Annotated in this window: 21 protein-coding genes and 3 tRNA genes; 14 read left to right on the plus strand and 10 right to left on the minus strand. The window is 66.4% G+C overall.

The genetic code is table 11. From position 1 onward, the window contains the following. Window positions 1-27: 27 nt before the first annotated feature. Window positions 28-927: a sterol desaturase family protein gene (locus WB461_RS08210; protein ID WP_423852245.1), complete on the plus strand. Its 900-nt coding sequence runs from the start codon at window positions 28-30 to the stop codon at window positions 925-927. A gap of 55 nt (window positions 928-982) precedes the next feature. Here WB461_RS08210 and WB461_RS08215 read toward each other — a convergent pair. From WB461_RS08215 to WB461_RS08225, 3 genes are all read right to left on the minus strand, one after another. Beyond that, window positions 983-1,056, minus strand: a tRNA-Phe gene (locus tag WB461_RS08215). Between the two features lie 117 nt (window positions 1,057-1,173). Further along, window positions 1,174-1,250 (minus strand) — tRNA-Asp (locus WB461_RS08220). A gap of 66 nt (window positions 1,251-1,316) precedes the next feature. Then, on the minus strand, window positions 1,317-1,631 hold the full coding sequence (locus tag WB461_RS08225) for a hypothetical protein (RefSeq protein WP_423852246.1): 315 nt from the start codon (window positions 1,629-1,631) through the stop codon (window positions 1,317-1,319). A gap of 284 nt (window positions 1,632-1,915) precedes the next feature. Between WB461_RS08225 and WB461_RS08230 the strand changes: the two genes are divergently transcribed. Genes WB461_RS08230 through WB461_RS08245 form a run of 4 tightly spaced genes read left to right on the plus strand, consistent with a single transcriptional unit; the run spans window position 1,916 to window position 4,990 of the window. Next, complete coding sequence (locus WB461_RS08230; RefSeq protein ID WP_423852247.1) at window positions 1,916-2,728, plus strand: ABC transporter ATP-binding protein; 813 nt, start codon at window positions 1,916-1,918, stop codon at window positions 2,726-2,728. Then, the gene (locus tag WB461_RS08235) at window positions 2,725-3,381 is read left to right on the plus strand and encodes an ABC transporter permease (protein ID WP_423852248.1); all 657 of its coding nucleotides are present in this window, start codon (window positions 2,725-2,727) and stop codon (window positions 3,379-3,381) included. Before WB461_RS08230 ends, WB461_RS08235 begins: the two co-directional genes overlap by 4 nt. After that, a complete protein-coding gene (locus tag WB461_RS08240) occupies window positions 3,378-4,055 on the plus strand; it encodes an ABC transporter permease (protein WP_423852249.1) in 678 nt (225 codons plus the stop codon). The genes WB461_RS08235 and WB461_RS08240 overlap by 4 nt, the downstream gene beginning before the upstream one ends. A 23-nt stretch (window positions 4,056-4,078) precedes the next feature. Then, a complete protein-coding gene (locus tag WB461_RS08245) occupies window positions 4,079-4,990 on the plus strand; it encodes an ABC transporter substrate-binding protein (RefSeq protein WP_423852250.1) in 912 nt (303 codons plus the stop codon). 82 nt (window positions 4,991-5,072) lie between these two features. On the opposite strand, the gene WB461_RS08250 is transcribed toward WB461_RS08245, so the two are convergent. Beyond that, window positions 5,073-7,214, minus strand: coding sequence for an MMPL family transporter (locus tag WB461_RS08250; RefSeq protein ID WP_423852251.1), 2,142 nt, complete (start codon window positions 7,212-7,214; stop codon window positions 5,073-5,075). Beyond that, the gene (locus WB461_RS08255) at window positions 7,214-7,753 is read right to left on the minus strand and encodes a TetR/AcrR family transcriptional regulator (protein ID WP_423852252.1); all 540 of its coding nucleotides are present in this window, start codon (window positions 7,751-7,753) and stop codon (window positions 7,214-7,216) included. The genes WB461_RS08250 and WB461_RS08255 overlap by 1 nt, the downstream gene beginning before the upstream one ends. Before the next feature lie 100 nt (window positions 7,754-7,853). On the opposite strand from WB461_RS08255, the gene WB461_RS08260 reads away from it, so the two are divergent. Continuing rightward, window positions 7,854-8,669, plus strand: coding sequence for an alpha/beta fold hydrolase (locus tag WB461_RS08260; RefSeq protein ID WP_423852253.1), 816 nt, complete (start codon window positions 7,854-7,856; stop codon window positions 8,667-8,669). Here the strand turns inward: WB461_RS08260 and gluQRS are convergent. Beyond that, window positions 8,656-9,537: a tRNA glutamyl-Q(34) synthetase GluQRS gene (gene gluQRS, locus WB461_RS08265; RefSeq protein WP_423852254.1), complete on the minus strand. Its 882-nt coding sequence runs from the start codon at window positions 9,535-9,537 to the stop codon at window positions 8,656-8,658. The two genes, WB461_RS08260 and gluQRS, sit on opposite strands and share 14 nt — an antisense overlap. A gap of 328 nt (window positions 9,538-9,865) precedes the next feature. On the opposite strand from gluQRS, the gene WB461_RS08270 reads away from it, so the two are divergent. Further along, on the plus strand, window positions 9,866-11,176 hold the full coding sequence (locus tag WB461_RS08270; RefSeq protein WP_423852255.1) for a hypothetical protein: 1,311 nt from the start codon (window positions 9,866-9,868) through the stop codon (window positions 11,174-11,176). 103 nt (window positions 11,177-11,279) lie between these two features. On the opposite strand, the gene WB461_RS08275 is transcribed toward WB461_RS08270, so the two are convergent. The 3 genes from WB461_RS08275 to WB461_RS08285 form a co-directional block, all read right to left on the minus strand. Further along, window positions 11,280-12,029 (minus strand): ABC transporter permease, encoded by a 750-nt coding sequence (locus WB461_RS08275; protein ID WP_423852256.1) that lies wholly within the window; start codon window positions 12,027-12,029, stop codon window positions 11,280-11,282. A 22-nt stretch (window positions 12,030-12,051) separates the two neighbouring features. After that, window positions 12,052-13,152, minus strand: coding sequence for a glycosyltransferase family 4 protein (locus WB461_RS08280; protein ID WP_423852257.1), 1,101 nt, complete (start codon window positions 13,150-13,152; stop codon window positions 12,052-12,054). Window positions 13,153-13,270: 118 nt separating this feature from the next. Beyond that, window positions 13,271-13,346 (minus strand) — tRNA-Glu (locus WB461_RS08285). 67 nt (window positions 13,347-13,413) lie between these two features. Between WB461_RS08285 and WB461_RS08290 the strand changes: the two genes are divergently transcribed. The 5 genes from WB461_RS08290 to WB461_RS08310 are packed head-to-tail and all read left to right on the plus strand — an operon-like array spanning window position 13,414 to window position 17,539. After that, entirely contained in the window at window positions 13,414-13,764 is a 351-nt protein-coding gene (locus WB461_RS08290) for a metallopeptidase family protein (protein WP_423852258.1), read from the plus strand. After that, the gene (locus WB461_RS08295; RefSeq protein WP_423852259.1) at window positions 13,757-14,416 is read left to right on the plus strand and encodes a pirin family protein; all 660 of its coding nucleotides are present in this window, start codon (window positions 13,757-13,759) and stop codon (window positions 14,414-14,416) included. The genes WB461_RS08290 and WB461_RS08295 overlap by 8 nt, the downstream gene beginning before the upstream one ends. A 4-nt stretch (window positions 14,417-14,420) precedes the next feature. Further along, on the plus strand, window positions 14,421-14,846 hold the full coding sequence (gene aroQ, locus WB461_RS08300; RefSeq protein ID WP_423852260.1) for a type II 3-dehydroquinate dehydratase: 426 nt from the start codon (window positions 14,421-14,423) through the stop codon (window positions 14,844-14,846). A 48-nt stretch (window positions 14,847-14,894) separates the two neighbouring features. Then, complete coding sequence (locus WB461_RS08305) at window positions 14,895-16,253, plus strand: FAD-binding oxidoreductase (RefSeq protein ID WP_423852261.1); 1,359 nt, start codon at window positions 14,895-14,897, stop codon at window positions 16,251-16,253. Next, window positions 16,250-17,539, plus strand: coding sequence for a class I SAM-dependent methyltransferase (locus tag WB461_RS08310; RefSeq protein WP_423852262.1), 1,290 nt, complete (start codon window positions 16,250-16,252; stop codon window positions 17,537-17,539). The genes WB461_RS08305 and WB461_RS08310 overlap by 4 nt, the downstream gene beginning before the upstream one ends. 24 nt (window positions 17,540-17,563) lie before the next feature. Here WB461_RS08310 and WB461_RS08315 read toward each other — a convergent pair whose 3' ends face one another. Then, window positions 17,564-18,823: a nucleotide sugar dehydrogenase gene (locus tag WB461_RS08315; protein WP_423852263.1), complete on the minus strand. Its 1,260-nt coding sequence runs from the start codon at window positions 18,821-18,823 to the stop codon at window positions 17,564-17,566. Between the two features lie 315 nt (window positions 18,824-19,138). On the opposite strand from WB461_RS08315, the gene WB461_RS08320 reads away from it, so the two are divergent. Both WB461_RS08320 and wecB read left to right on the plus strand, forming a co-directional pair. Continuing rightward, complete coding sequence (locus WB461_RS08320; RefSeq protein WP_423852264.1) at window positions 19,139-21,211, plus strand: acyltransferase family protein; 2,073 nt, start codon at window positions 19,139-19,141, stop codon at window positions 21,209-21,211. A 31-nt stretch (window positions 21,212-21,242) separates the two neighbouring features. Then, window positions 21,243-22,340, plus strand: coding sequence for a non-hydrolyzing UDP-N-acetylglucosamine 2-epimerase (wecB, locus tag WB461_RS08325; RefSeq protein WP_423852265.1), 1,098 nt, complete (start codon window positions 21,243-21,245; stop codon window positions 22,338-22,340). Window positions 22,341-22,358: the final 18 nt, after the last annotated feature.

Consider the following 22,358-nt stretch of genomic DNA (forward strand, 5'->3'; position numbering starts at 1 on the left):
AGGTCATATTAACGAGGAGACAAGCCCATGAGCGAGTTGCTCGACCCGCTGCAGAACCCCACCTTGGTGGCGGCGCCCTTCTTCATCCTGTCGCTGCTGATCGAGATCGCGGCATTCCGCTATCTGGAGACGGATGACCAGATGCGCGGCTACGAGCGCAAGGACGCCCGGACCAGCCTCTGGATGGGTGTCGGCTCGATCGTGTCCAGTGCGGTCCTGAAGTTCGGCACCTTGATCGCCTTCGTCGCCGTCAGCGTCCACCTCGCGCCATGGCACCTGCCGACCGACACCTGGTGGTCGTGGACGCTGCTGATCCTCGGGCTCGACCTGGCGTTCTACCTGCAGCACCGCTTCGTGCACCGAGTTCGAATTGGCTGGGCCGCTCATCAGGCGCACCACTCGAGCGAGTATTTCAACCTGTCGACCGCGCTGCGGCAGAAGTGGAACCCGTGGGCAGAGGCCCTGTTCTGGTTGCCGTTCCCGTTGCTGGGGTTCGCGCCGTGGACCTTGTACGTTGCATTCTCGTTCAACCTGATCTTCCAGTTCTTCGTGCACACCGAGCGGATCGACACCATGTGGCGCCCGATCGAGCTGATCTTCAACACGCCGTCGCACCACCGAGTGCATCACGGCAGCGATCCTGAGTACCTCGACAAGAACTACGCCGGCATGTTCATCGTGTGGGATCGGATGTTCGGCACCTTCCAGAAGGAGCTGTTCCGTCCGACCTACGGTCTGACCGTCCCGGTGGACACCTACAACCTTCTCCGGCTGCAGTACGGCGCCTTCGGCGAGCTCTTCCGCGACGTTCATCAGGCCAAGAACTGGCGGCACAAGCTCGGCTACGTCTTCATGCCGCCGGGATGGCACCCGGGGGAGACCCGCGTCGAGGCCGAGCGGCCGCGCCAGGCGGTGGCTCAAAACTAGGGCCACCCAAGCACTCGCAGGCGACAGGCGGCGTGGTGAACGGTGCAGATGTGGGTGGCCAGGGCCGGGGTCGAACCGGCGACCCTCCGCTTTTCAGGCGGATGCTCGTACCAACTGAGCTACCTGGCCGTGCTCGTCGAACGAGCGACGATCACCTTATCGCACCCCGCGGGACCGATTGAAATCGGCGGTCGGTGCATCAAAAAATCCCACGCACCTGGCAACCGGTGCGTGGGACTTTTCAGCTGGCGACCCCGACCGGACTCGAACCGGCGACCTCCGCCGTGACAGGGCGGCGCGCTAACCAACTGCGCCACGGGGCCTTGCTATGTGTGCGGCTGAACCGCGCCGTAACTGTAACGTACAGCCGCGCCGCGGGACAAAACGGGTCAGGCCTGTGGCGACGATCCGGGGCGCTGAGGATCGTGGTCTGGGGCGTCTCCGTCGGTGTCGTTGACTTCTGGCTCCCACGCGAAGTCCGAGCCGAGATCGGCGACTGCCTCCCTGGACTCGCCGCCAACGGACGGGCCGGTCGCGGTGGTGGGTTCACCCGGCCGCAGCTCGCTGGCCGGAACGGGTCGGACGGAATCCTCCAGGCGGTGAGGATGGTGCGTCGTTGCACGGCTGTGCCGAGCGGTGCGCAGCCAGAGCGCGCCTGCGACGACGGCCACGATGAGGATGAGGATGAGGATGAAGAATTTCATGCGCTGGCCTCCATGTCGGCTCGTCTGCGGTCGGAGCCCCGGGTACGTGCGTCCCACGATAGTCGTCGGCGCCGTCGGCGCATCCGCTCCGATGGCAGCTGAGTGGGCAGATTGCGACGAATTCTGCGGACAGCATCGGTTGGGGCGAGGATGATCGGTTCGGGCGTGCACGACGAACTGAGACAATTCGTTGCTGCGATTGCCCACGGCTCCGGTTCGGGCGAGACTGTCCCTCGTCCGTTGTCCCTGTTCAATGCCTACCTATCGCGAAAGCGGAGGACCGCATGATCGAGTACCGCTCCATCGGCAAGACGTTCCCAGACGGTACCGAGGCGGTCGGCGACTTCAGCCTGGTCATGCCGTCGCGCTCGACGACGGTGCTGGTCGGTTCGTCCGGATGTGGCAAGACGACCCTCCTGCGGATGGTCAACCGGATGGTCGACCCGACCCATGGTCAGGTCCTGATCGACAACGTGGACATCGCGACTCGCAATCCCGTCGATCTGCGGCGCAGCATCGGCTATGTCATGCAGGCCTCCGGCCTGCTCCCGCACCGGACTGTCATCGACAACGTCGGCACGGTGCTTCGCCTCACCGGTGTCGACAAGAAGGAGACGCGAGATCGCTCGTACGCGATGCTCGAGACGGTCGGACTCGACGTCTCGCTTGCCACGAAATATCCCAGCCAGCTGTCGGGAGGCCAGCAACAGCGGGTCGGCGTGGCGCGCGGGCTGGTCACCAACCCCAACATCCTGTTGATGGACGAGCCGTTCGGCGCGGTGGATCCGATCGTGCGCGAGGAGCTCCAGACCGAGCTGCTCCGCCTGCAACGCGATCTGGACAAGACCATCGTGTTCGTGACACACGACATCGACGAAGCCTTCCTGCTCGGGGACCAAGTCGTGATCCTCAGGACGGGCGGCCAAATCGCTCAGGTCGGTTCACCGACCAAGATCCTCGCCGAGCCGGCCGACGAGTTCGTGCGCAGCTTCGTGGGGCTCGATCGCGGCCAGCGCACGCTGCACGTCGAGGTTCGGGACGGTGCGCGGGTCGTGGTCGACGAGACCGGCAAGGCGGCGGGAGTCCTGGCCGAATGACCTGGTTGATCGACAACTTCTCCTACGTGTGGTCGCTCACGGTGCGACACGTGTGGCTGAGTGCCGTCCCGATCGGGGTCGGCTTCGTCGTGGCGCTGCCGATCGGCTGGTACGCCGACCGTCACCCGAGACTGCGCGGCGGCCTGCTCGGCGCCGTCGGAGTGCTCTACACGATCCCGTCGCTGGCGTTGTTCGCCGTCCTTCCGGGTCTGCTCGGCACGGGCTTCCTGAGTCCGCTCAACGTCATCATCGCGTTGAGCATCTACGCCGCAGCGATCATGGTCCGCACGGCGTCCGACGCCTTCGGCTCGGTGTCGCCGGCCGTGCTCGACGCCGCGGCCGCCAATGGGTACTCCCCGGGCCAACGCGCGCTGCGGGTGCAGCTGCCGCTCGCAGGGCCGGTCCTGCTGGCGGGCCTGCGGGTCGTGGCCGTCAGCACCGTCAGTCTGGTCAGCGTGGGAGCCCTGATCGGGGTCAGCAGCCTCGGATCCTTGTTCACCGACGGATATCGGCGCACCTTCAACACTGAGATCGTCATCGGCATCGGCGCTACGGTCCTGGTCGCCTTGGTCTTCGACGTGTTCCTCGTGCTGGTGGGCCGCGTGCTCATGCCCTGGGCGAGCCTGGGCCGACCAGTCAGGAGCGCTGTATGAGCATCTGGTCGGACGCGGTCACCTGGCTCTCGGACTCCACGCACTGGAGCGGCGACGACGGCGTGCCCCACCGTCTGGTGCAGCACCTGGGCTACACCGCGGACACCGTGCTGATCGCAGCGGCCATCGCGATCCCGCTGGGGCTGTGGATCGGCCACACGGGACGGATGCGGACTGCGGCAGTGTCGATCACCGGCGCACTGCGGGCGCTGCCAACTCTGGGGCTGCTGACCTTCATCGTGCTGTTCATCGGGATCGGACTGACCCCACCCCTGATCGCCCTGGTGGTGCTGTCCATTCCCTCCCTCCTCGCCGGTGCCTACTCGGGTCTGGAGTCGGTCGATCGGCAGACCATCGATGCTGCGCGCTCGGTGGGCATGACCGAGTGGCAGATCCTGGTGAAGGTCGAGATACCGCTCGCCCTGCCGATCATCGTTGGCGGCTTCCGGTCCGCGACGCTGCAGGTCGTGGCTACGGCGACAGTCGCTGCCTACGTCTCGCTTGGCGGTCTCGGTCGATACATCATCGACGGACAGGCCACGCGGGACTATCCACAGATGGTCGGCGGATCGGTTCTCGTCGTGGCGCTGGCGCTGGCCCTCGACGGCATCTTCGCTGGGCTGCAGCGCCTTGCGCGCGGATCCCGCCCCTCACTTGTTCCCTCACAAGCATGACCCCCCACCCACCAAGGAGAATCATGACCATCCACCAGCGAACTGCGGCGATTGCCTTCGCAGCCCTGCTCGGCCTGACGCTCGCTGCCTGTGGCAGCAGCGACCCGACCCAGGGCGACAAGGCGCCGAGCGACAGCATCACGGTCGGTTCGGCGGCTTTCCCAGAGAACGAGATCATTGCGGAGATCTACGCCCAGGCTCTCGAGGCCAAGGGAGTCAAGGTCGACAAGAAGCTCAACATCGGCGCCCGCGAGGCGTACATTCCGGCTCTGCAGAATGGTGAGATCGACCTGCTCCCGGAGTATTCGGGCAATCTGCTGCAGTACGTCGACAAGAAGGCGACCGCGACCTCTGCCGAGGATGTCGCCGCCGCACTCGGCGATGCACTGCCGGACAAGCTCGCGGTCCTGGACGTGTCAAAAGCCGAGGACAAGGACTCGCTCAACGTCACGCCCGAGCTCGCGCAGTCCAAGGGGCTCAAGACGATCGGCGATCTCAAGAAGATCGATGGGCTGAAGGTGGGAGCGAATCCCGAGTTCAAGACGCGCCCGTTCGGCCTGCCGGGAATGGAGCGGATCTACGGCATCACGGGAGCGAAGTTCACCGCGATCAGCGATGGTGGCGGACCCGCGACGCTCAAGGCTCTGCTCAAGGGCAAGGTCGACGTCGCCGACATCTACTCCACGACGCCGTCGATCCTGGCCAACAAGCTCGTGACGCTGGAGGACCCCGAGAACATGTTCGCGGCGCAGAACGTCGTGCCGCTGATCAACGCTGACAAGGCCTCGGACACGGTGACCAAGGTGCTGAATGACATCTCGGCGCAGCTGACGACCCAGGATCTCCTGGAGCTCAACACCAAGAACCAGGGCTCGGACAAGGCCGCTCCGGCGGACCTTGCCAAGCAGTGGCTCACCGACAAGGGCCTGCTCTAGGTCCAGGCGACCCCGCTGGGCCCGACCCTTGCACAGACCCGCGCGGCGTGTCAGTGCAAGAAGGTCAAGCCCAGCGGGGCGGTCAGGCGCTGCTGTGCGATCGACTGCGGGCGACGTCGAGCGGATCTGACTCGCTGATGCCATAGCGGTCGTGCAACCTGCGCAGGGGTCGGGGGGCCCACCAGTTGGCTCGACCCAGCAGCGCCATCAAGGAGGGCACCAGCATCGCGCGAACGATGGTGGCATCAATGAGGACTGCGAGTGCGGTGCCGACACCGAGCTCCTTGATGAAGATGATCTGGGAGGTGGCGAACGAGCCCAGTGCTATGGCGAACAGCAGGGCAGCAGCCGTGACGATGCGACCGGTGCGCTGCAGGCCGAGTGCGACGGACTCCCGCTCTCCGGCACCGGCATCGCGCGCCTCCTTGATCCTGGTCAGCAGGAACACGGCGTAGTCGGTCGACAGGCCGAACACCACTGCGAACAGGAACACAGGTTGGGTCGACTCGAGCGCGCCCTGGCTGGAGTAGTCCAGGAGGCCCTCCAACCGGCCGTCCTGGAAGATCAGCACCAACACCCCGAACGTCGCGCTGATCGTCAGCACGTTCATCAGCAGGGCCTTGATCGGCAGCACGACCGATCCGGTCATGAGGAACAGCGTGATGAAGGTCAGTGCGGTGAGAATCGCGAGGGCCAGCGGAATGTTGGCCCCGATCGACGCCACCTGGTCCACCTGCGCGGCGCTCTGACCGCCGACCAGGACCGACCCGGGCGCATCGGTGTCGCGAATCTCAGCCACCAGACCAAGGGTGGTGTCGTCGAGAGTCGATCCCGCTGGCACGACATCGACCTGCCAGGTGTCCGAGCCCAGGAAGCGCGGCTCGGAGACCTGCCCGGCGCCGTCGAGCGAGCGGAGCGACGAGGCGTACGTCTGGATCTCGGCGGCGTCGGTGCGTGGGGCTGTGACGGCCACGATGATCGGCGATGACTCGGCGCCGACGAAGTCGTCGCGCAGGACTGAGTCGACGGTCCTGGCCTGGCTGTCCTCCGGCAGGATCGTCGAGTCGACGCCGGTGAACTTGACCCCGAGGAAGGGTGCTCCCAGTGCGAGCAGCACGGCTGCGCCGGCGATCGCGGTGCCAATCGGGAAGCGCATCACGAACTTCGACAGGCGATACCAGAAACCCTTGACTTCCGATCGGGCTTCGGCGAGCTGCGCTTCGCGCCACCGCTTGGGCGCCAGCGCGTTGACCCGGTGCTGCAGTACCGCGAACAGCGCTGGGAGCACGATCAATGCCACCGCGGCGGCGGAGAGTGCCACCACCGTCACGCCGATGCCCATCGAGTACAAGAAGCGTAGGGGGAAGACCAACAGAGCCAGGCCAGCTCCGGCGACCGTCACCGCTGAGAAGGCGACCGTGCGGCCTGCTGTGGCGATGGTGCGTCGGATTGCCTCGGCGCCCGGCCCGACCCGTTCCAGCTCCTCGCGATACCGCGACACCATGAACAGTGAGTAGTCGATCGCAAGCCCCAGACCCAGGCCGGTGATCAGGTTCAGCGCGAAGATCGAGATGTCGACGAACTCGTTGACGCCGCGGATGACCAGGAGGGAGGTCACGATGGTGAGTCCACCGACCATCAGCGGCAGCAGGGCCGCCACGGCCGACCGGAAGACCAGCAGGGACACGACGAACAGCAGCGGGAACGCAATGAGCTCGGCCTTGATCAGATCGGCCTCGACGCGCTCGTTGACCTCCTGATAGGCGGGGCCGAACCCGCCGACCCGGACACCGGCTATTCCGCCGAGCTCGTCGCGCAGGTGCTCGGTCGTCACGTCGGCGTCGACACCGGACCGGTAGATCGCCGCGAAATACGTCTGCGAGCCGTCCTTCGACACGAACTGCTCACCCATCGCGGGTCCACCGACGACCTGGGCGATGGCCGAGTCCTGCTCGAGCACGGCGGTCGCCTTCGCGATGGCCTGGCGATCGGCACGCTCGACCAGCACGACGATGCTGGGGGCGGCGTCCTCTCCGCTGGCCCGCTCGATCTGCTCGACCGCGCGGGCGCTGGCGGCGCCGGTGTCGGAGAAGGAGTCGTTGTCGTTGTTGAGCAGTCCGGCCACAGGACCGCCGAGAGCCCCGGCGATCACGAAGAACAGGACGGTCGCGCCGAGGACACGGCGTGGATGCGAGTTGGCCAGTCGGCCGAGGATGGCGAACATCAGAACTCCTTCGCGACGGCGAGCGGATCGCCGTACAGGTCGGTCAGGTCGAGAGCCGCGACGACGGTCAACAGCATTCCGTGAGCCATGAACTCGCGGACCTCCGCAGCGGTGGCGCCGCTCAGCTCGGCGATCTCCGCCCAGATCTCGCGGTAGGTGCGCTGAGCGACGTCCTTGATCGCCGGATCCGACGCTGCCGCCCAGGTGTGGAGCTGGCAGCGCAACAGGTTGGTGTCCTGCTCCATGAATCCGAGGTAGGCCATCGCCATCGCTTCGAGCGGTGACGTGTCTGCATCGCGTTGCTCGGCAGCATCCCGGAACGTCCGTCGTAGATGTGCGGTGTGGTGCTCGATCGCCGCGCCGATCAGTCCGGCCTTGGTGCCGAACAGTCGGAACAGGTACGGCTGGGACACCCCGGCCCGCTCGGCGATCACTTCGGTGGAGGTGGCCTGCATGCCGGACCGGCCGTACTCCTCGATGGCCGCCTCAAGGATCAGGAGCTTGCGGTCCTCGGCCTTCATTCTTTTTCCGGTCGCCATGGATTTAAGTTAGTGATGACTCACAAACTTTGTCAAGGGTGAAGTGCTGCGGAGACCGCGATTGCCTGACATGCTTCGAACCGAGACACAGGAGGTCTGCATGGCGCTCGTCGACGTCAACGGAGTCCAGCTCAACATCGAGGACACCGAGGCCCCGGCCGGAAGACCGGATGCTGCAACGGTGGTGTTCGGCCACGGTCTGTTGTTCAGCGGGCGGATGTTCGATGCGCAGGTTGACCGGTTGGCGCCCCGATATCGTTGCGTGACGATTGACTGGCGAGGCCAGGGCCGGTCACCCGCGGCACGCTCGGGGTACGACATGGACACCCTGGCCGACGACGCCGCGGCCGTGATCGCGCAGCTCGGACTGGGCCGGGTCCATTACGTCGGACTGTCCATGGGTGGCTTCGTCGGCATGCGGCTCGCGGCGCGCCGACCCGAGCTGATCCGATCCCTGTGCCTGCTGGACACCAGTGCGGGTCCTGAGGACCCGGACAAGGTCAGCCGTTATCGGTTGCTGGCCAAGATCTATCGGCTCTTCGGGCTGGGGCCGGTGGCGGCGCAGGTCAAGCCGCTGATGTTCGGCCCCCACTACCTCGCCAGCGAACGCTCCGAGCCGCAGATCGAGGCCTGGCTCAACGAGGTCAAGGCAGTCAAGCGCTCGGGCATGAAGCAGGCCATCCACGGTGTCACCGATCGCGAGCCGATCCTCCCCGAGCTGAACCTGATTGTCGCGCCGACGCTGGTAGTGGTGGGTGCAGATGACATCGCCACCCCCGTGGCCAAGGCCGAGGTCGTCGCGGGTGCGATCGCCGGAGCTCGTCTGGAGATCGTGCCGGACGCGGGCCACTCCAGCACCATCGAGCAGCCGACCGCGCTCAGTGATCTCATCGAGGACTTCATCAACGAGCACTAGCCGGCGGGGCGAACACCCACGGTCCGACCGGACGCACCGTCGGGTTGAAGGAGCGAAGCAGCTCGTGCGGAGAGGCGCCGCGCAGCCCCCACGACTCCGCCAACAGCCCGAAGACATCGACGCCGTGGCTCCGCAATTGCTCGAGAGTCACAGCGCCGTCCCGTTTGGCGAGTCGCCGGCCTGCGGCGTTGAGGGCCAGCGGCACGTGGACGTACTGCGGAACTGCCGCGCCGAGCAGGCCGGCGAGGTACGCCTGGCGAGGCGCTGAGGCCAGGAGGTCGTCGCCCCTCACCACCTGGTCGATGCCCTGGTCGGCATCGTCGACGACGACAGCGAGGTTGTAGGACGGCACACCATCCCCGCGGCGAAGGACGAAATCGTCGACCGCCCCCTCGAACTCGCCGTGGATCTCGTCCCGCACCACGAACGTGGCGACGTGTGAACGCAGTCGGAGGGCCGCCGGACGGTGTCGGCGACGCTCGGAGCGCTGGGCGGTCGTGAGCTCGCGGCACGTGCCGGGATATGCGCCGGGAGGAGAGTGTGGCGCAGTGGGGGCCTGCAGGATTTCTCGGCGGGAGCAGAAGCACTCGTACACGCGGCCTGCGCGGACCAGTCCGCTGATCGCCGAGTCGTACAGAGCGTGACGCGCAGACTGCCTGACCGGCTCCTCGTCCCACGTGAGTCCAATGGCGCGGAGGTCGGCGAGCTGCTTTGCTTCGGCGCCGGGACGCACTCGGTCGAGATCTTCGATGCGGAGCAGGAAGCCGCGCTCGGAGTGACGAGCCCAGAGCCAGGCCAGCAGCGCGGTGCGCAGGTTGCCGATGTGCAAGTCGCCCGAGGGAGAGGGGGCAAATCGTCCGGCGCTCACGGTTCCAGTATGTCGCGTACCGGAGCGGCCGAGTCGCACCGGTCGTCGACGATCCAGGCAGCTGACCGGCAAGCCGCTGAATGTTTGAGCAGGTACTCACCAGGGTCGTAGTTCTTTCGGGCTCACGGGGGCATCACAAGGTGCCATCTTTGGGAATCTGCCCGGAATGGGAGCAAATAAAAGGGCTGAGTGCACGTCGCCGGCCGTAACGTTAGCTCCAACCAGACGAGACGCTTCCATCACTCCCGAACGTAGGCCGCGCTCGCTGCCGAGGATCCCCTCGGTGGCTACTGGATTGTTCGTTCGGGGAGTACCGATGGAGTGCATCATGAAGAGACTGGTTCCTGTTCTTGCGATGATCGCCGGAAGCGTGTTCTTTGCGCAGCCGGCGAGCGCTGAGGACGCGCCTGCGGCGACCGTCGACACTGTCGTGGCGGAGGCCCCGGTCGTTCCGGCCGTGTTGGACCCGCCGCCTGCTGCGCCGGTCAGCGAAGAGGTCGTCGAGCCGGAGGCCCCTGCGGCGCTGATCGCTGACCCGCCGCCCGGGGAGAATGCTCCTGCGCAATCCCTGGCGCGCAAGGTGCCTGACAGTGCGCCGGTCGTCGAGGAGATCGTGCTTCCCGACTCGGTCGATGTCCTGGTCTGCCACGCGACCGACAACAACAAGGGCCCGTACATCGTGATTCCGCCGGCGACCGCGGGTGTTGCCAACGGTCACGACAAGGCGGATGGCGGACCTGTGTGGGGCCCGACGCTCAAGGCGAATCACATCAAGTGGGGCGACATCATCGAGCCGTACGTCTATCTGGGCGTCAGCTATCCCGGCCAGAACTGGACGACAGCCGGTCAGGCGATCGCCGATAACGGCTGTGTCGTGCCACTGCCCCGGGTCACCGCCGTCGCACCGTCAGCAACACCGCCCACGTGCTTCGCGGATGGGGCTCTGGTCCTGCCCGTGACGGTCGGTGTGGTCTACCTGTCAGATCCGTCCGGCACCGGACCGGGAAGTTACACGGTCACCGCCGAGGCGGCGGAGGGTTATCAGCTGACCAATCCGAAGTATGAAGTGACCATCGACGTGTTGCCGCAGCTGACCGGGGAGCAGTGTGAGGGTGCCGTGCAGCCGCTGGTCGACGTGACCAAGGCCTGTGACGGTGGCAAGCACCCGACGCCCAGACCAGTGGAGGGCGTCGAGTACGCGTTCACGGTCGGCGACGGCGTCACCGGGCCGTGGGAGATCACCGCTTCGGTGCTGCGGGGACACTTCCTGGCCGACGATGCGCAGACCGTGTTCACCGGCGACGCCGGCGATCCCGACTCGTGCGTCGGACCTGACGGTGAGGAGGGCGGGGTGTCTCCGGCGAACCTCGCCAGTGAGAATGGCCTGCTCCCCGACACGGGCGGGCTGCCCCTGTGGGGACTCCTCCTGTCCGCAACGCTGACCGCAGCGGGCCTCGTGATCCTGATGGGTCAACGGCGCGTGGTGCACGCGTTCTCGAGCGGCGGTGGCCCGGCGTACTCCCTGACGCTGCCGCCAGTCAGGAAAGCTCCTCCCGCCCATGTGGCAGCAGGCGCGCGACGCGGGTTGACCCGAACCATCGTCGCGAAGATCGCCAGCGCCCTGGGCGGAGGTCGCTGACCCGACCGGGCTGAGTGGAGAAGGGGAGCCATCACGGTGGCTCCCCTTTTCGACTGCTCGCACCGGCTGGGGCGGTTGCAAGCATCGGTGCCTCCGCAGGGCCTCAGCCCAGCGGAGCCGGTCGCACCCGAACCGGCGCCAGGACTCGGACGATCAACACGGCGGTGACGGATCCCGCCGCCATGACCGATGCCAGCACGACGATCTGGAATCTGCCGGCCTCGAGCGGGGAGACTCCGCCGAAAATCGCGCCCACGAACGCACCCGGCAGCGTGACCAGTCCCGTGGTCTTCGTCTGGTCGGTCGACGGGATCAGCGCCGAGTACACCGCGGAGCGGGCGAAGGCGATGGTCGATTGCGCCGGAGTTGCTCCCAGCGCCAGCCAGCCCTCCACCTCGTCCCAGTGCTCGTCGATCGACTCGTGCAGCCGCCGTCCAGCCAGCGTCGCGATCGACATCGCGTTGCCGATCACGATCCCCCCGATCGCGAGGGCATAACGAGGCGAAGGGTGTAGAGCATCAGTCGTGAACACGATTGCCAACGTCACGCCGATCCCGGTCGCCATCGCGCCGCCCAGGAGTGCGAGGTGACGCCAGCTCCAGCCGATCCGTCTCGTTGCCGTGGTGGCGGCGACCGAGAACATCACGGTGAGTGCGGCAGCTACCCAGACCGGACTCGCGATGACCTTGCCGAGCACGACGCTGATCACCGCCAGCTGGACCGCGCCGCGCAGGATCGCCCACGACGGTGCCAGCGGATGAGGGACCCGCGTGCTCCACAGGACACCGATCGTCAGGACGACGAGCAGGCCCACGCCAAGTGCCGTGGGCCCCAACGGTTCATGTGCGGGCATGGGTGGAGCGTAGACCGCGTGGTCAGCCTCCGAAGCGTGCGATGCAACGGTGGTACGCCGTGTCGAGCAGTCGGTCCGCGTCGGACTGCCGGAGATGGCTCGCGGCCGCCCGTCGCCCTTCTGCTTGCACCTGCGCATACCGCTGAGGATCGGAGAGCACTGTCAACGCATCCTCGACAACGGGGGTGACCGTGCGCTCCCCGAGTGGAAAGCCGCCGAAATTTCCCCACAGGCCGAGGTCGAGATTGCTGCCCGTCTGCAGGCCGTAGACGCCTTGTGATCCGAAGGCGATGGTGGGTGTGCCGACGGCGAGGCTGGCCATGGCGCCTCGCCCCGAGGCAAGTGACAGCACGGCACCGCGCATCACCTCCGGGACCGTCTCGGAGTCGACCCAGCCCAGCATCTCCAGCTCGACGTGCGCGGCCATCGAGTTGAGCTCCGCCACCAGATCGGCCACCGCGCCTTCCTCGCCGCCGCCACCCACTATCTCGACCTGCCACCGGACATCGTCCACGCGGGCCAGAGCGCCGATCAGAAGCCGCAAGGAGTCGAGCAGAGCCCGCTTGTCAGCGGCGAGACGGGACGCCACGACCACGCGGCCGACCCCGTCGGAAATCTTGTCCGAAAACGAGATGATCGGTTGCTCGAGGAGCTCGTCGCGCACCGCGTTCGGCACGACAAGCATCATGGAGTCGTCGACGGTGGGGAGCTCGTTGATCCATGCTGCGTGAGCGCGGCTGACGGCAACGTATCCGGAAGCTGATGCGTGCCATCGGTAGACCAGATCGCGGTTGTAGCCGTGGAAGGTGTTCAGATACGGGGTGTCGGTCGCCTTGGCGACGGCCAGCCCGAGCTCGCGTGAACGGGCTGTGTGTCCGTGGATGACGTCCCAGGACTCGGCGCTGAGCCGTTCGGCGTCGGACGACCAGTCGTCCCAGTCGTCGATGACGTGGCATCGGATGCCGTCTGCCGCGAGGTTCTCGACGAGCTGCCCGTCACGGCAGGCAACCGTGATGTCCCACCCCAGGTCTCGCAGTCCGCGCGCCGAGTACCAGATGTTCTCGTGCAGACCTCCCCAGGGCGCCTTGTTGAACATGGGCACGAGGGCGCGCAACTTCGACACGACGGCAACGATATCCCCTGGCTTGTTCATGCGTTCGGCTGCTCGGCAGTCCGATCGGTGGGCCTGGGTGGTAGGCCGGGCCAGGATACTGTCCGTCTCTCGCGGAAGCCTTGACCAGTGGTACCCCCAACGGGATTCGAACCCGTGCTACCGCCGTGAAAGGGCGGCGTCCTAGGCCGCTAGACGATGGGGGCCAGAAACCTCCCACAGCATAGTGGTTGAGCCGGACCGCCCTCAAACCGCGTGCGGCAGAATGGCCTCATGGTCCAGATCAGTGACGATCGGTTCGCGGAGCTGGTGGAAGCTGCGCTCGCCGCCGTTCCGCCGGAGCTCGCTGCCTTGCTGGACAATGTCGGCCTGTTCATCGAGGACGACGCTCCGGACGACGATCCGACGCTCCTGGGTTGCTATGACGGAATCCCGCTGACCGAGCGCGACAGCTCCTACGGCGGCGCTATGCCGGACCGCATCGTGGTCTTCCGCAACACCACGCTGGCGATCTGCGAGACCGAGGAGGATGTCGTCGTGGAGGTAGGCATCACCGTCGTGCACGAGATCGCGCACCACTTCGGCATCGAGGACGAGCGTCTGCACGAGCTGGGCTATGCCTGAGATCCGCCGAGCGGGAGACCGATTCCACAGCCGGGGTGACGGCGTCCAGACGTGGCACAGCTTCTCCCACGGTGCGCACTACGACTCCGACAACGTGGCCTTCGGGCCGCTCGTCGCGATCAACACCGAACGAATGGAAGGGGGTCGTGGCTACGACCTGCACCATCACGCCGACGTCGAGATCGTCACGTGGGTGGTCGAGGGCTCCCTGCAGCACGAGGACAGCACAGGACACCGCGGCATCATCGCTCCGGGCACGGCTCAACGGCTCAGTGCTGGAACGGGCGTGCAGCACTCCGAGCAGAATGCCTCTGTCGACGAACCCGTGGCCTTCGTCCAGATGATGCTGGTGTCTGACCGCGTCGGCGAGCCCGAGTACGCCCAGGCCGAGGTCGACCCGCGACGCGGGGTGCTGGCAGCCACAGTCGCGGTGCATGCCCCGGCCGAGCTGCTCATCGTTCGGCTCGACGCGGGGGAGTCGGTCACCGTGCCCGCCGCCCGACGGAGCCTCGTGCACGTCGTCACTGGATCGATCCTGCTGGACGACACCGTGCTGGCGGTGGGCGATGAGGCGCGGCACATCGACTCGGGTGAGTACGATCTGAAGGCGTCCAGCGCCGCGACCGCGCTGATCTGGCAACTGCAGAGGTGACTCGATGACGGTCCTCGTCCTCAACGGCCCCAACCTGGGCCGTCTCGGCGTGCGTGAGCCCGACGTCTACGGCACGGCGACCTATGCGGATCTGGTCACGCTGTGCGAGCGGGTCGGTTCCGAGGTGGGCCTCGAGGTCGACGTCCGCCAGACCGACGCCGAGGCAGAGATGATCGGCTGGCTGCATGAGGCCGCCGACGGCGACACACCGGTGATCCTCAATGCCGGCGCGTGGACTCACACCTCGGTCGCCGTTCGCGATGCCGCGAGTCAGCTCAGCGGCCCCCTGATCGAGGTGCACCTGAGCAATGTGCACGCCCGGGAGCCCTTCCGGCACACGTCATACCTCAGCGACATCGCCGCCGCCGTGGTCGTCGGCATGGGAGTCGAGGGGTACGCCGCAGCGATCAGATTCCTTGCCAGCAGGTAGGGCGACCTGAGAGCCGGGATGACCTTCGCCGGGTCTAGCCTGAAGTCCGTGAAAGGTTGGGACGCACACGAGGACGCCGTCGAGCGGCTGCTGGCCTCCTATGGACGCATCGGCCGAGGGGACCGCATACGCCTGGCGAAGAAGACGTCCAATTTGTTCCGCCCCAGGCAGGGCAGCGACTCTCCAGGACTGGACGTCAGCGGGCTCGATGGCGTCATCACGATCGACGCGGAGGCGCAGACTGCCGACGTGCAGGGCATGTGCACCTACGAGCGGCTCGTGGCCGAAACCCTGCCGCACGGCCTCATCCCCTACGTCGTCCCGCAGCTGCGCACCATCACGCTCGGAGGTGCGGTCACGGGTCTGGGCATTGAGGCGACTTCGTTCCGCAACGGACTCCCGCACGAGTCGGTGCTGGAGATGGACATCCTGACGGGTTCCGGCGAGCTCGTCACGGCAACGACCGTGGGCGAGCACGCCGACCTGTTCGACGCCTTCCCCAACTCCTACGGCAGCCTCGGGTACGCGACCCGGCTCAGGATCAAGCTCGAAAAGGTCCCGCCATTCGTAGCCCTGCGACATGTCGAGGTTGCCGACGCCGCTGCGGCAGTCAAGGCGATCGAGGTCATCTCGGAGACCCGCGAGTGGCAGGGCGAACGGGTCGACGGGCTCGACGGAACAGCCTTCAGTCCCGACGAGATCTATCTGACTCTGGCGCGGTTCACCGACGTCGAGCAGACCACCAGCGACTACACCGGTCAGCAGGTGTTCTATCGATCGATCCAGCTGCGTGAGATCGACTCGCTGACCATGAACGACTACCTCTGGCGCTGGGACACCGACTGGTTCTGGTGCTCGGGCGCATTCGGCGCGCAGAATCGTTGGCTCCGCCGGGTCTGGCCGGCCAGGTATCGCCGCAGCGACGTCTACCACCGGCTCGTCGGCCTCGATGAGAGGCTCGGCATCAGCACGGTGCTCGACCGGATCAAGAAGGTCCCGGGCCGTGAACGCGTGATCCAGGACGTCGAGGTACCGGTCGACCGGCTACCGGAGTTTCTCGAGTGGTTCGACGCCGAGGTCGGCATGCGGCCAGTGTGGCTGTGCCCACTGCGGACCACCCGCCCGTGGCCGGTCTACCCGTTGACGGCCGGCGAGATCTACGTCAACGTCGGATTCTGGGGCACTGTCGAGGTGTCGGCCGGATCGCCGGTCGGCGCGGTCAACCAACAGATCGAAGCTGCCGTCCACGACCTGGGCGGCCACAAATCTCTGTACTCCGAGGCCTTCTACGACCAGAAGACCTTCGAGCAGATCTACGGCGGCGACGTGCTCGCCGGCGTCCGCGGGCGATATGACCCCGAGGGCAGACTCAGCACCTTGTACGAGAAAGCGGTGAGGAATTCATGAGCACGGATGTGGGAGTACGGCTGTCGATCGCCGAGGCGCTCGGACGACTGATGAAGGACGGGCTGCCGTTCCGGTTCGAGGCCTTCGACGGCAGCGTCGCCGGACCCGAGGACGCGCCCTTCACGTTGACCCTGCTCAACGAGCGGGGACTGTCCTACCTGATGACGGCACCGGGCGATCTCGGATTCGCGCGAGCGTACGTCGCAGGCGATCTTGAGCTGGAGGGCGTGCACCCGGGCAATCCTTACGACGCGATGGTGCTGATCATGAGCCAGCTGCGTTTCAAGGTGCCGTCGGCGGCCGAGATGGTGCAGATCGTGCGCAGCCTGGGCTTCGGCAATCTGAAGCCCCCGCCACCCCCGCCGGAGGAGCACCTGCCCAAGTGGCGGCGCGCTATGGAGGGCCTGCGGCACAACAAGAAGCGTGACGCCGAGGCGATCCATCACCACTACGACGTGTCCAACCGGTTCTACGAGCTCGTGCTCGGCCCGTCGATGACGTACACGTGCGCGGTGTATCCCACGCTGGAGTCGACGCTGGAACAGGCACAGTTCGAGAAGTACGACCTGATCGCCCGCAAGCTCGACCTCAAGCCGGGCGATCGTCTGCTGGACATCGGTTGTGGATGGGGCGGCATGGTTCGTCACGCGGCGAAGCACTACGGGGTCAGGGTCATCGGCGTGACGTTGTCGCGTGAGCAGGCCACGTGGGCGCAGGAGGAGATCAACCGGCAGGGCCTCGACGATCTCGCCGAGGTGCGTTTCATGGACTACCGCGACGTCACAGAGACCGGCTTCGACGCGATCAGCTCGATCGGACTGACCGAGCACATCGGCGTGCGCAACTTCGGCTCGTACTTCAGCTTCATGCGGGACCACCTCAAGGTCGGCGGCCGCCTGCTCAACCACTGCATCACCCGGCCCAACAACAAGGCGCTCTCGACCGGCGCGTTCATCGATCGCTACGTCTTCCCCGATGGCGAGCTCACCGGGGTCGGGCGCATCACCACCGCGATCCAGGACAGTGGTCTGGAGGTACGCCACGTCGAGAATCTGCGCGAGCACTACGCGATGACGCTCAAGGGCTGGTCCGAAAATCTCCAGGAGCACTGGGACGATGCACTCGACGAGGTCACCATCGGCCGCGCCAAGGTCTGGGGCATCTACATGGCAGGCTCGCGCCTGGCCTTCGAGCGCAACGAGATCGAGCTGCACCACGTGCTAGCGGTCAAGCCCGGTCCGCATGGCGACGCCAGCTGGCCGCTGCGCCCCACCTGGCTCACCTGACCGCCAGGAGTGGGGCCAGTCAGGTCAGAGGCGGGCGACGCCGGGGCTGTCTGTCGCGCCCTTGGTGTCGAACAAGCACTTGGCGGTCGACGCGATGGCCGGAAGGTCGTACTCCTTGTGATTCTGAAGCAGCACTGACACGTCGGCGGTGCGCAACGCCTCGTCGAGGTCGCCGGCCTCGGTGACGCTCACACCATTGGGAGTCCAGTTGTCGACGTGCGGGTCGTGGAAGACCAAGTTGGCGCCCTTGTCGATCAGCAACTTGGCCAGCGGGGTCGCAGGCGACTCGCGCTGGTCGGCGATGTTGGGCTTGTAGGTCACCCCGAGCAGCAGGATCGTGGCTCCGCGCAGCGCCTTCCCCTCGTCGTTGAGCAGGTCCGCGATCCGCTCCACGACGTAGGCCGGCATCTGCAGGTTGATCGACTGGGCCAGCTCGACGAACTGGAAGGGGCGGCCGAGCGTCGCCCGGACCTTGTACGACAGGTAGTTCGGGTCGATGGGGATGCAGTGTCCGCCGACCCCGGGCCCGGGGAAGAACGCTTGGAAGCCGAACGGCTTGGTCGCCGCGTTGCGGATGACCTCCCACAGGTCGATGTCCATCTCGTGGCAGAACTGAGCCATCTCGTTGACGAGTGCAATGTTGATGTGCCGGTAGGTGTTCTCCAGCAGCTTGGTCATCTCGGCCTCGCGGGTGCCCTTCGACGGCACCACCGTGTCGATGAACCGGTTGTAAAATGCCGTGGCCACCTCGGTCGATTCGGGTGTGTGACCGCCGACCACCTTGGGGGTGTTGGCGATGCCGTAGGTCGGGTTGCCCGGATCGACCCGCTCGGGGCTGAAGGCGAGATGGAAGTCGCTGCCAGCGTCCAGACCGGTCTGCTCCAGGATCGGGCGCACGACCTCGTCCGTCGTGCCGGGGTAGGTGGTCGACTCGAGCACGACCAGGTGCTCCTTGCGAAGCTGGCGCGAGATCGTCGTCGTCGCTGCGATGACCGCGCCGAGGTCCGGCTCACCGTCGACGGAGAGCGGGGTCGGGACACAGATCACGATCGCGTCGGCTTCAGCCAGGATGGCCTCATCGGTCGTCGCGCTGAATCCGAGCGACAGCATCTCCGCGATGTCGGCATCGGTCAGGTCGTCGATGTGGCTCGTGCCGCTGTTCAACGAGTCGACCATCGCGCCGTTCACGTCGAAGCCAGCGACTCGTAGTCCTGACCTGGCCGCCTGCTGGGCCAGGGGCAGGCCAACGTAACCGAGGCCGATGATTGCCATGTCGATGGACAACAGAGATTCCTTTGGCTTGAGGAGCTGGACAGCGTCCCGAGATTACCGCAGATGCAGGCCCGGCCACGAAATGAGTGTCGCCTCGCTCACCCCGGCCTGCTTCCACCCGGGGGAGCGCCGACTGCGCGAGGCGGCGAGCTGGGGCCGTCACGCCCATTCGGGTAATCTGACCGCGCACCGTTGAAGCGGGCTGAGCCGCGGACCGGCACGTCCGATCGGGGCCTTGGCCCCCGACGCCCGAGATTGGATCGAATGCGCATGTCGACTGCCGTGCGCCGCGCCCGCGGCGGCGACCGCTTGGGGTCGGATCTCACGATGTCCGATCACGGACGCACCTTGCGCCTCGACATCGAGGGGATGCGGACGATCGCCGTCGGGTCGGTCCTGGCCGCTCATGCGGGTATCCCGTTCCTGGCCGGAGGCTTCGTCGGTGTCGACGTCTTCTTCGTGCTCTCAGGCTTCCTGATCACCGGGCTGCTGACGCGTGAGGTCGCGAGTTCCGGCCGGGTCGATCTGGCAAACTTCTGGGCACGGCGGGTCAGGCGGTTGTTGCCGGCCAGCGCCACGGTCCTGGTGTTCTCGACGATCGTCACCTTCATCTACCTTCCGATCACGCAGCGGCAGGCCTTTGGCGGCGACATCGTGTCGGCTGCCCTGTACGTCGTGAACTGGCGGCTCGCGGACCGCGGCGTCGACTATCTGGCCGAGGACATAGGTCAGTCCCCCGTGCAGCACTACTGGTCTCTCGCCGTGGAGGAGCAGTTCTACTTCCTGTGGCCGCCCCTGATTCTCGCGATCGGCGTGCTCGCGGCTCGACGCTGGAAGCACGTCGCCTTCGGCGTGCTCGGCCTGATCACGGCAGCGTCATTCGTCTACGCGGTGATGCAGACGGCAAGCAGCCCGCAGACGGCATATTTCGTCTCGACGACTCGCATCTGGGAGCTCGGGATCGGCGCCCTGCTCGCCCTGTCCGTCACCGCAGTGGTTCGCCTTCCGAGAGTGGCGCGAGCCGTGGGTGGGTGGGTCGGCATCGCCATGATCGCCTACGCCGTTCTGTTCTTCGACACGTCGACGGCCTGGCCGGGAGCCAGCGCTCTGGTCCCGACCGTGGGTGCCGGACTGCTGATCGCGAGTGGGCTGGCCGCCACGCCGGGATCGCCTCAGCGGCTGCTGAGTCTGGCGCCGATGGTGTGGATCGGTGGGCTGTCGTACTCGATCTACCTGTGGCACTGGCCGATGCTGGTGGCCGCTCAGGCGACGTACCCGGATCTGCGGCTGCGCTGGACCGTCCTGCTGATGATGGTGTCCATCGTGCCGGCCTGGCTCAGTCATCGCCTGATCGAGAATCCGATCCGGTTCGGCTCGACGTTCAAGGGGAGCAGACGAGCGCTCGGGATGGGTGCCGCATTGACTGCGATAGGTGTCGGTGTCGGCTTCGGTTTGAACGCGCCGCTCGCCCAGGGTGACACCATTCGGGAAGCCTCCAAGGCGCAGGGGGTGGGCGCCGTGGCTCTGGCCGACCCGAGCAAGGACGGTGTCGACTGGAGCGTCCTCACGTCGGTCGCCGCCATGCGCCCACTGCCAGCCGACGCGCCCGCCGACCGGCCGTCGTTCTACGACGACGGGTCCGGGTGCCAGACCCGGCCCGGCGACTCAAAACCGAAGCCCTGCGTGTCTGGTGACACGACCGCGGCTCGTACCCTGCTCATCGTCGGCGACTCCAAGATCGGACAGTGGCAGACCGTGCTCGACCGGTTGGGCAGGGCCCAGGGGTGGCGATTGGTGCAGCTCACGAAGTCTGCCTGCCCTTTCGCCGACGCGACCATCACCAGGCTTGATGCCCCGGTCACGGATTGCCGCGAGTGGGGTCGTGCTGCGCTTGCCGACATCGCGAAGATCAAGCCGGATCTCGTCCTCACGTCGCAGGGCTCGCTGACCGCTCTGCCTGGCGACGAGGGCGGGGATGCCGACAAGACCCGCGCGGCAATGGTTGACGGCCTGGTCTCCTTCTGGACCACGCTGGAAAATGCCGGCATCCCGGTCGCGGCCTTGCTCGACAACCCTGCGCCGGACAATGCGCCGGTCTACGAATGTGTGGCACAGCACCCGAAATCGCTCAACACGTGCGCGTTCGACCAGGCCGCTGCGATCGACCGGTCCGCGGCACCGGTCCAGCGCGCGGCAGCCGCGAAGGTCCCGGGGGTCGGCGTCATCGATCTCACGAGCTCGATCTGTCCGGACGATGGAAGGTGTGCTCCGGTGATTGGCAACGTGCTGGTCTACCGGCAGGGTTCGCACCTGACCCGCACCTACATCAACAGCATGGAACAACAGGTCTCCCGGGCTTTGTTCCGCGTCAGCGACGGCCAGTTCGGGGCCAAACGCTAACCTTGCCGGGCGACGAACCTAGGAGAACGCCATGACTGAGCCATCCGTGCCGCACGTCGTGCACATCACCGGCGCGCGCCCCAATTTTCCGAAGGCAGCCCCGGTCATCAGGGCGTTGGATGCCCGTGGCATCCGCCAGCTGCTGGTGCATACCGGCCAGCACTACGACCCGATCATGTCGGAGGTGTTCTTCGAGCAGCTCGGTCTGCCCAAGCCAGACGTCAACCTGGGGGTCGGTTCAGGCACGCACGCTCATCAGACCGCGAAGGTGATGACGGCGCTCGAGGACATGTTCCAGGAGTCTCGTCCGGCTCTGGTCATCGTCTACGGCGATGTGAACTCCACCGTGGCAGCGTCACTCGTGTGCGCGAAGCTGGGCATCCGCGTTGCGCACGTGGAGGCCGGTCTGCGCAGCTTCGACCGCACCATGCCCGAGGAGGTCAACCGGGTGGTGACCGATGCACTGGCGGACTTGCACTTCACGACCAGCGCCGACGCCAATGTGCACCTGGGCGCCGAGGGCATCGACGAGCACCGCATTCACTTCGTTGGCAACCCGATGATCGACACGCTGTTGGCCAATCTGCCGCTCTTCGACTCGGACGCCGCCCGGGCGCGGCTCGACCTCGAGGGCCCTTATGTCGTGGCCACCCTCCATCGTCCGAGCAATGTCGACGACCCGGTGCAAGCGGCGGCCATCGTGAAGGCGCTTCACGCCGCTGCGGAACGGGTGGCTGTCGTCATCCCGCTCCACCCGCGCGGCCGGGCGGCCCTCCAGGAAGCGGGCCTCTTTGACCACGAGCGGGTGACGGTCACCGATCCGCTCGGATACGTCGAGTTCATCGGACTCGTCCGCGGCAGCGCGGCCGTGGTGACCGACTCGGGAGGCGTGCAGGAGGAGACCACCATGCTCGGTGTCCCCTGTCTGACGTTGCGTCCCAACACCGAGCGCCCGGTGACGATCAGTCACGGCACGAACCGGCTCGTCGATCACGAGTCGCTCGTCGGGGCGTTGCAGGAAGTGCTGGATGCCGATCCTGAAGACAGTCCGGTGACTCCTCCGTTGTGGGACGGCAAGGCGGGCGAGCGCATCGCCAAGATCATCGCCGGCGTGCTGGCCGTCAACTGACGCCGGGACACCAACGCT

Source organism: Aeromicrobium sp., from assembly GCF_049587115.1.
In the GTDB taxonomy this organism is placed as follows: Bacteria; Actinomycetota; Actinomycetes; order Propionibacteriales; family Nocardioidaceae; genus Aeromicrobium.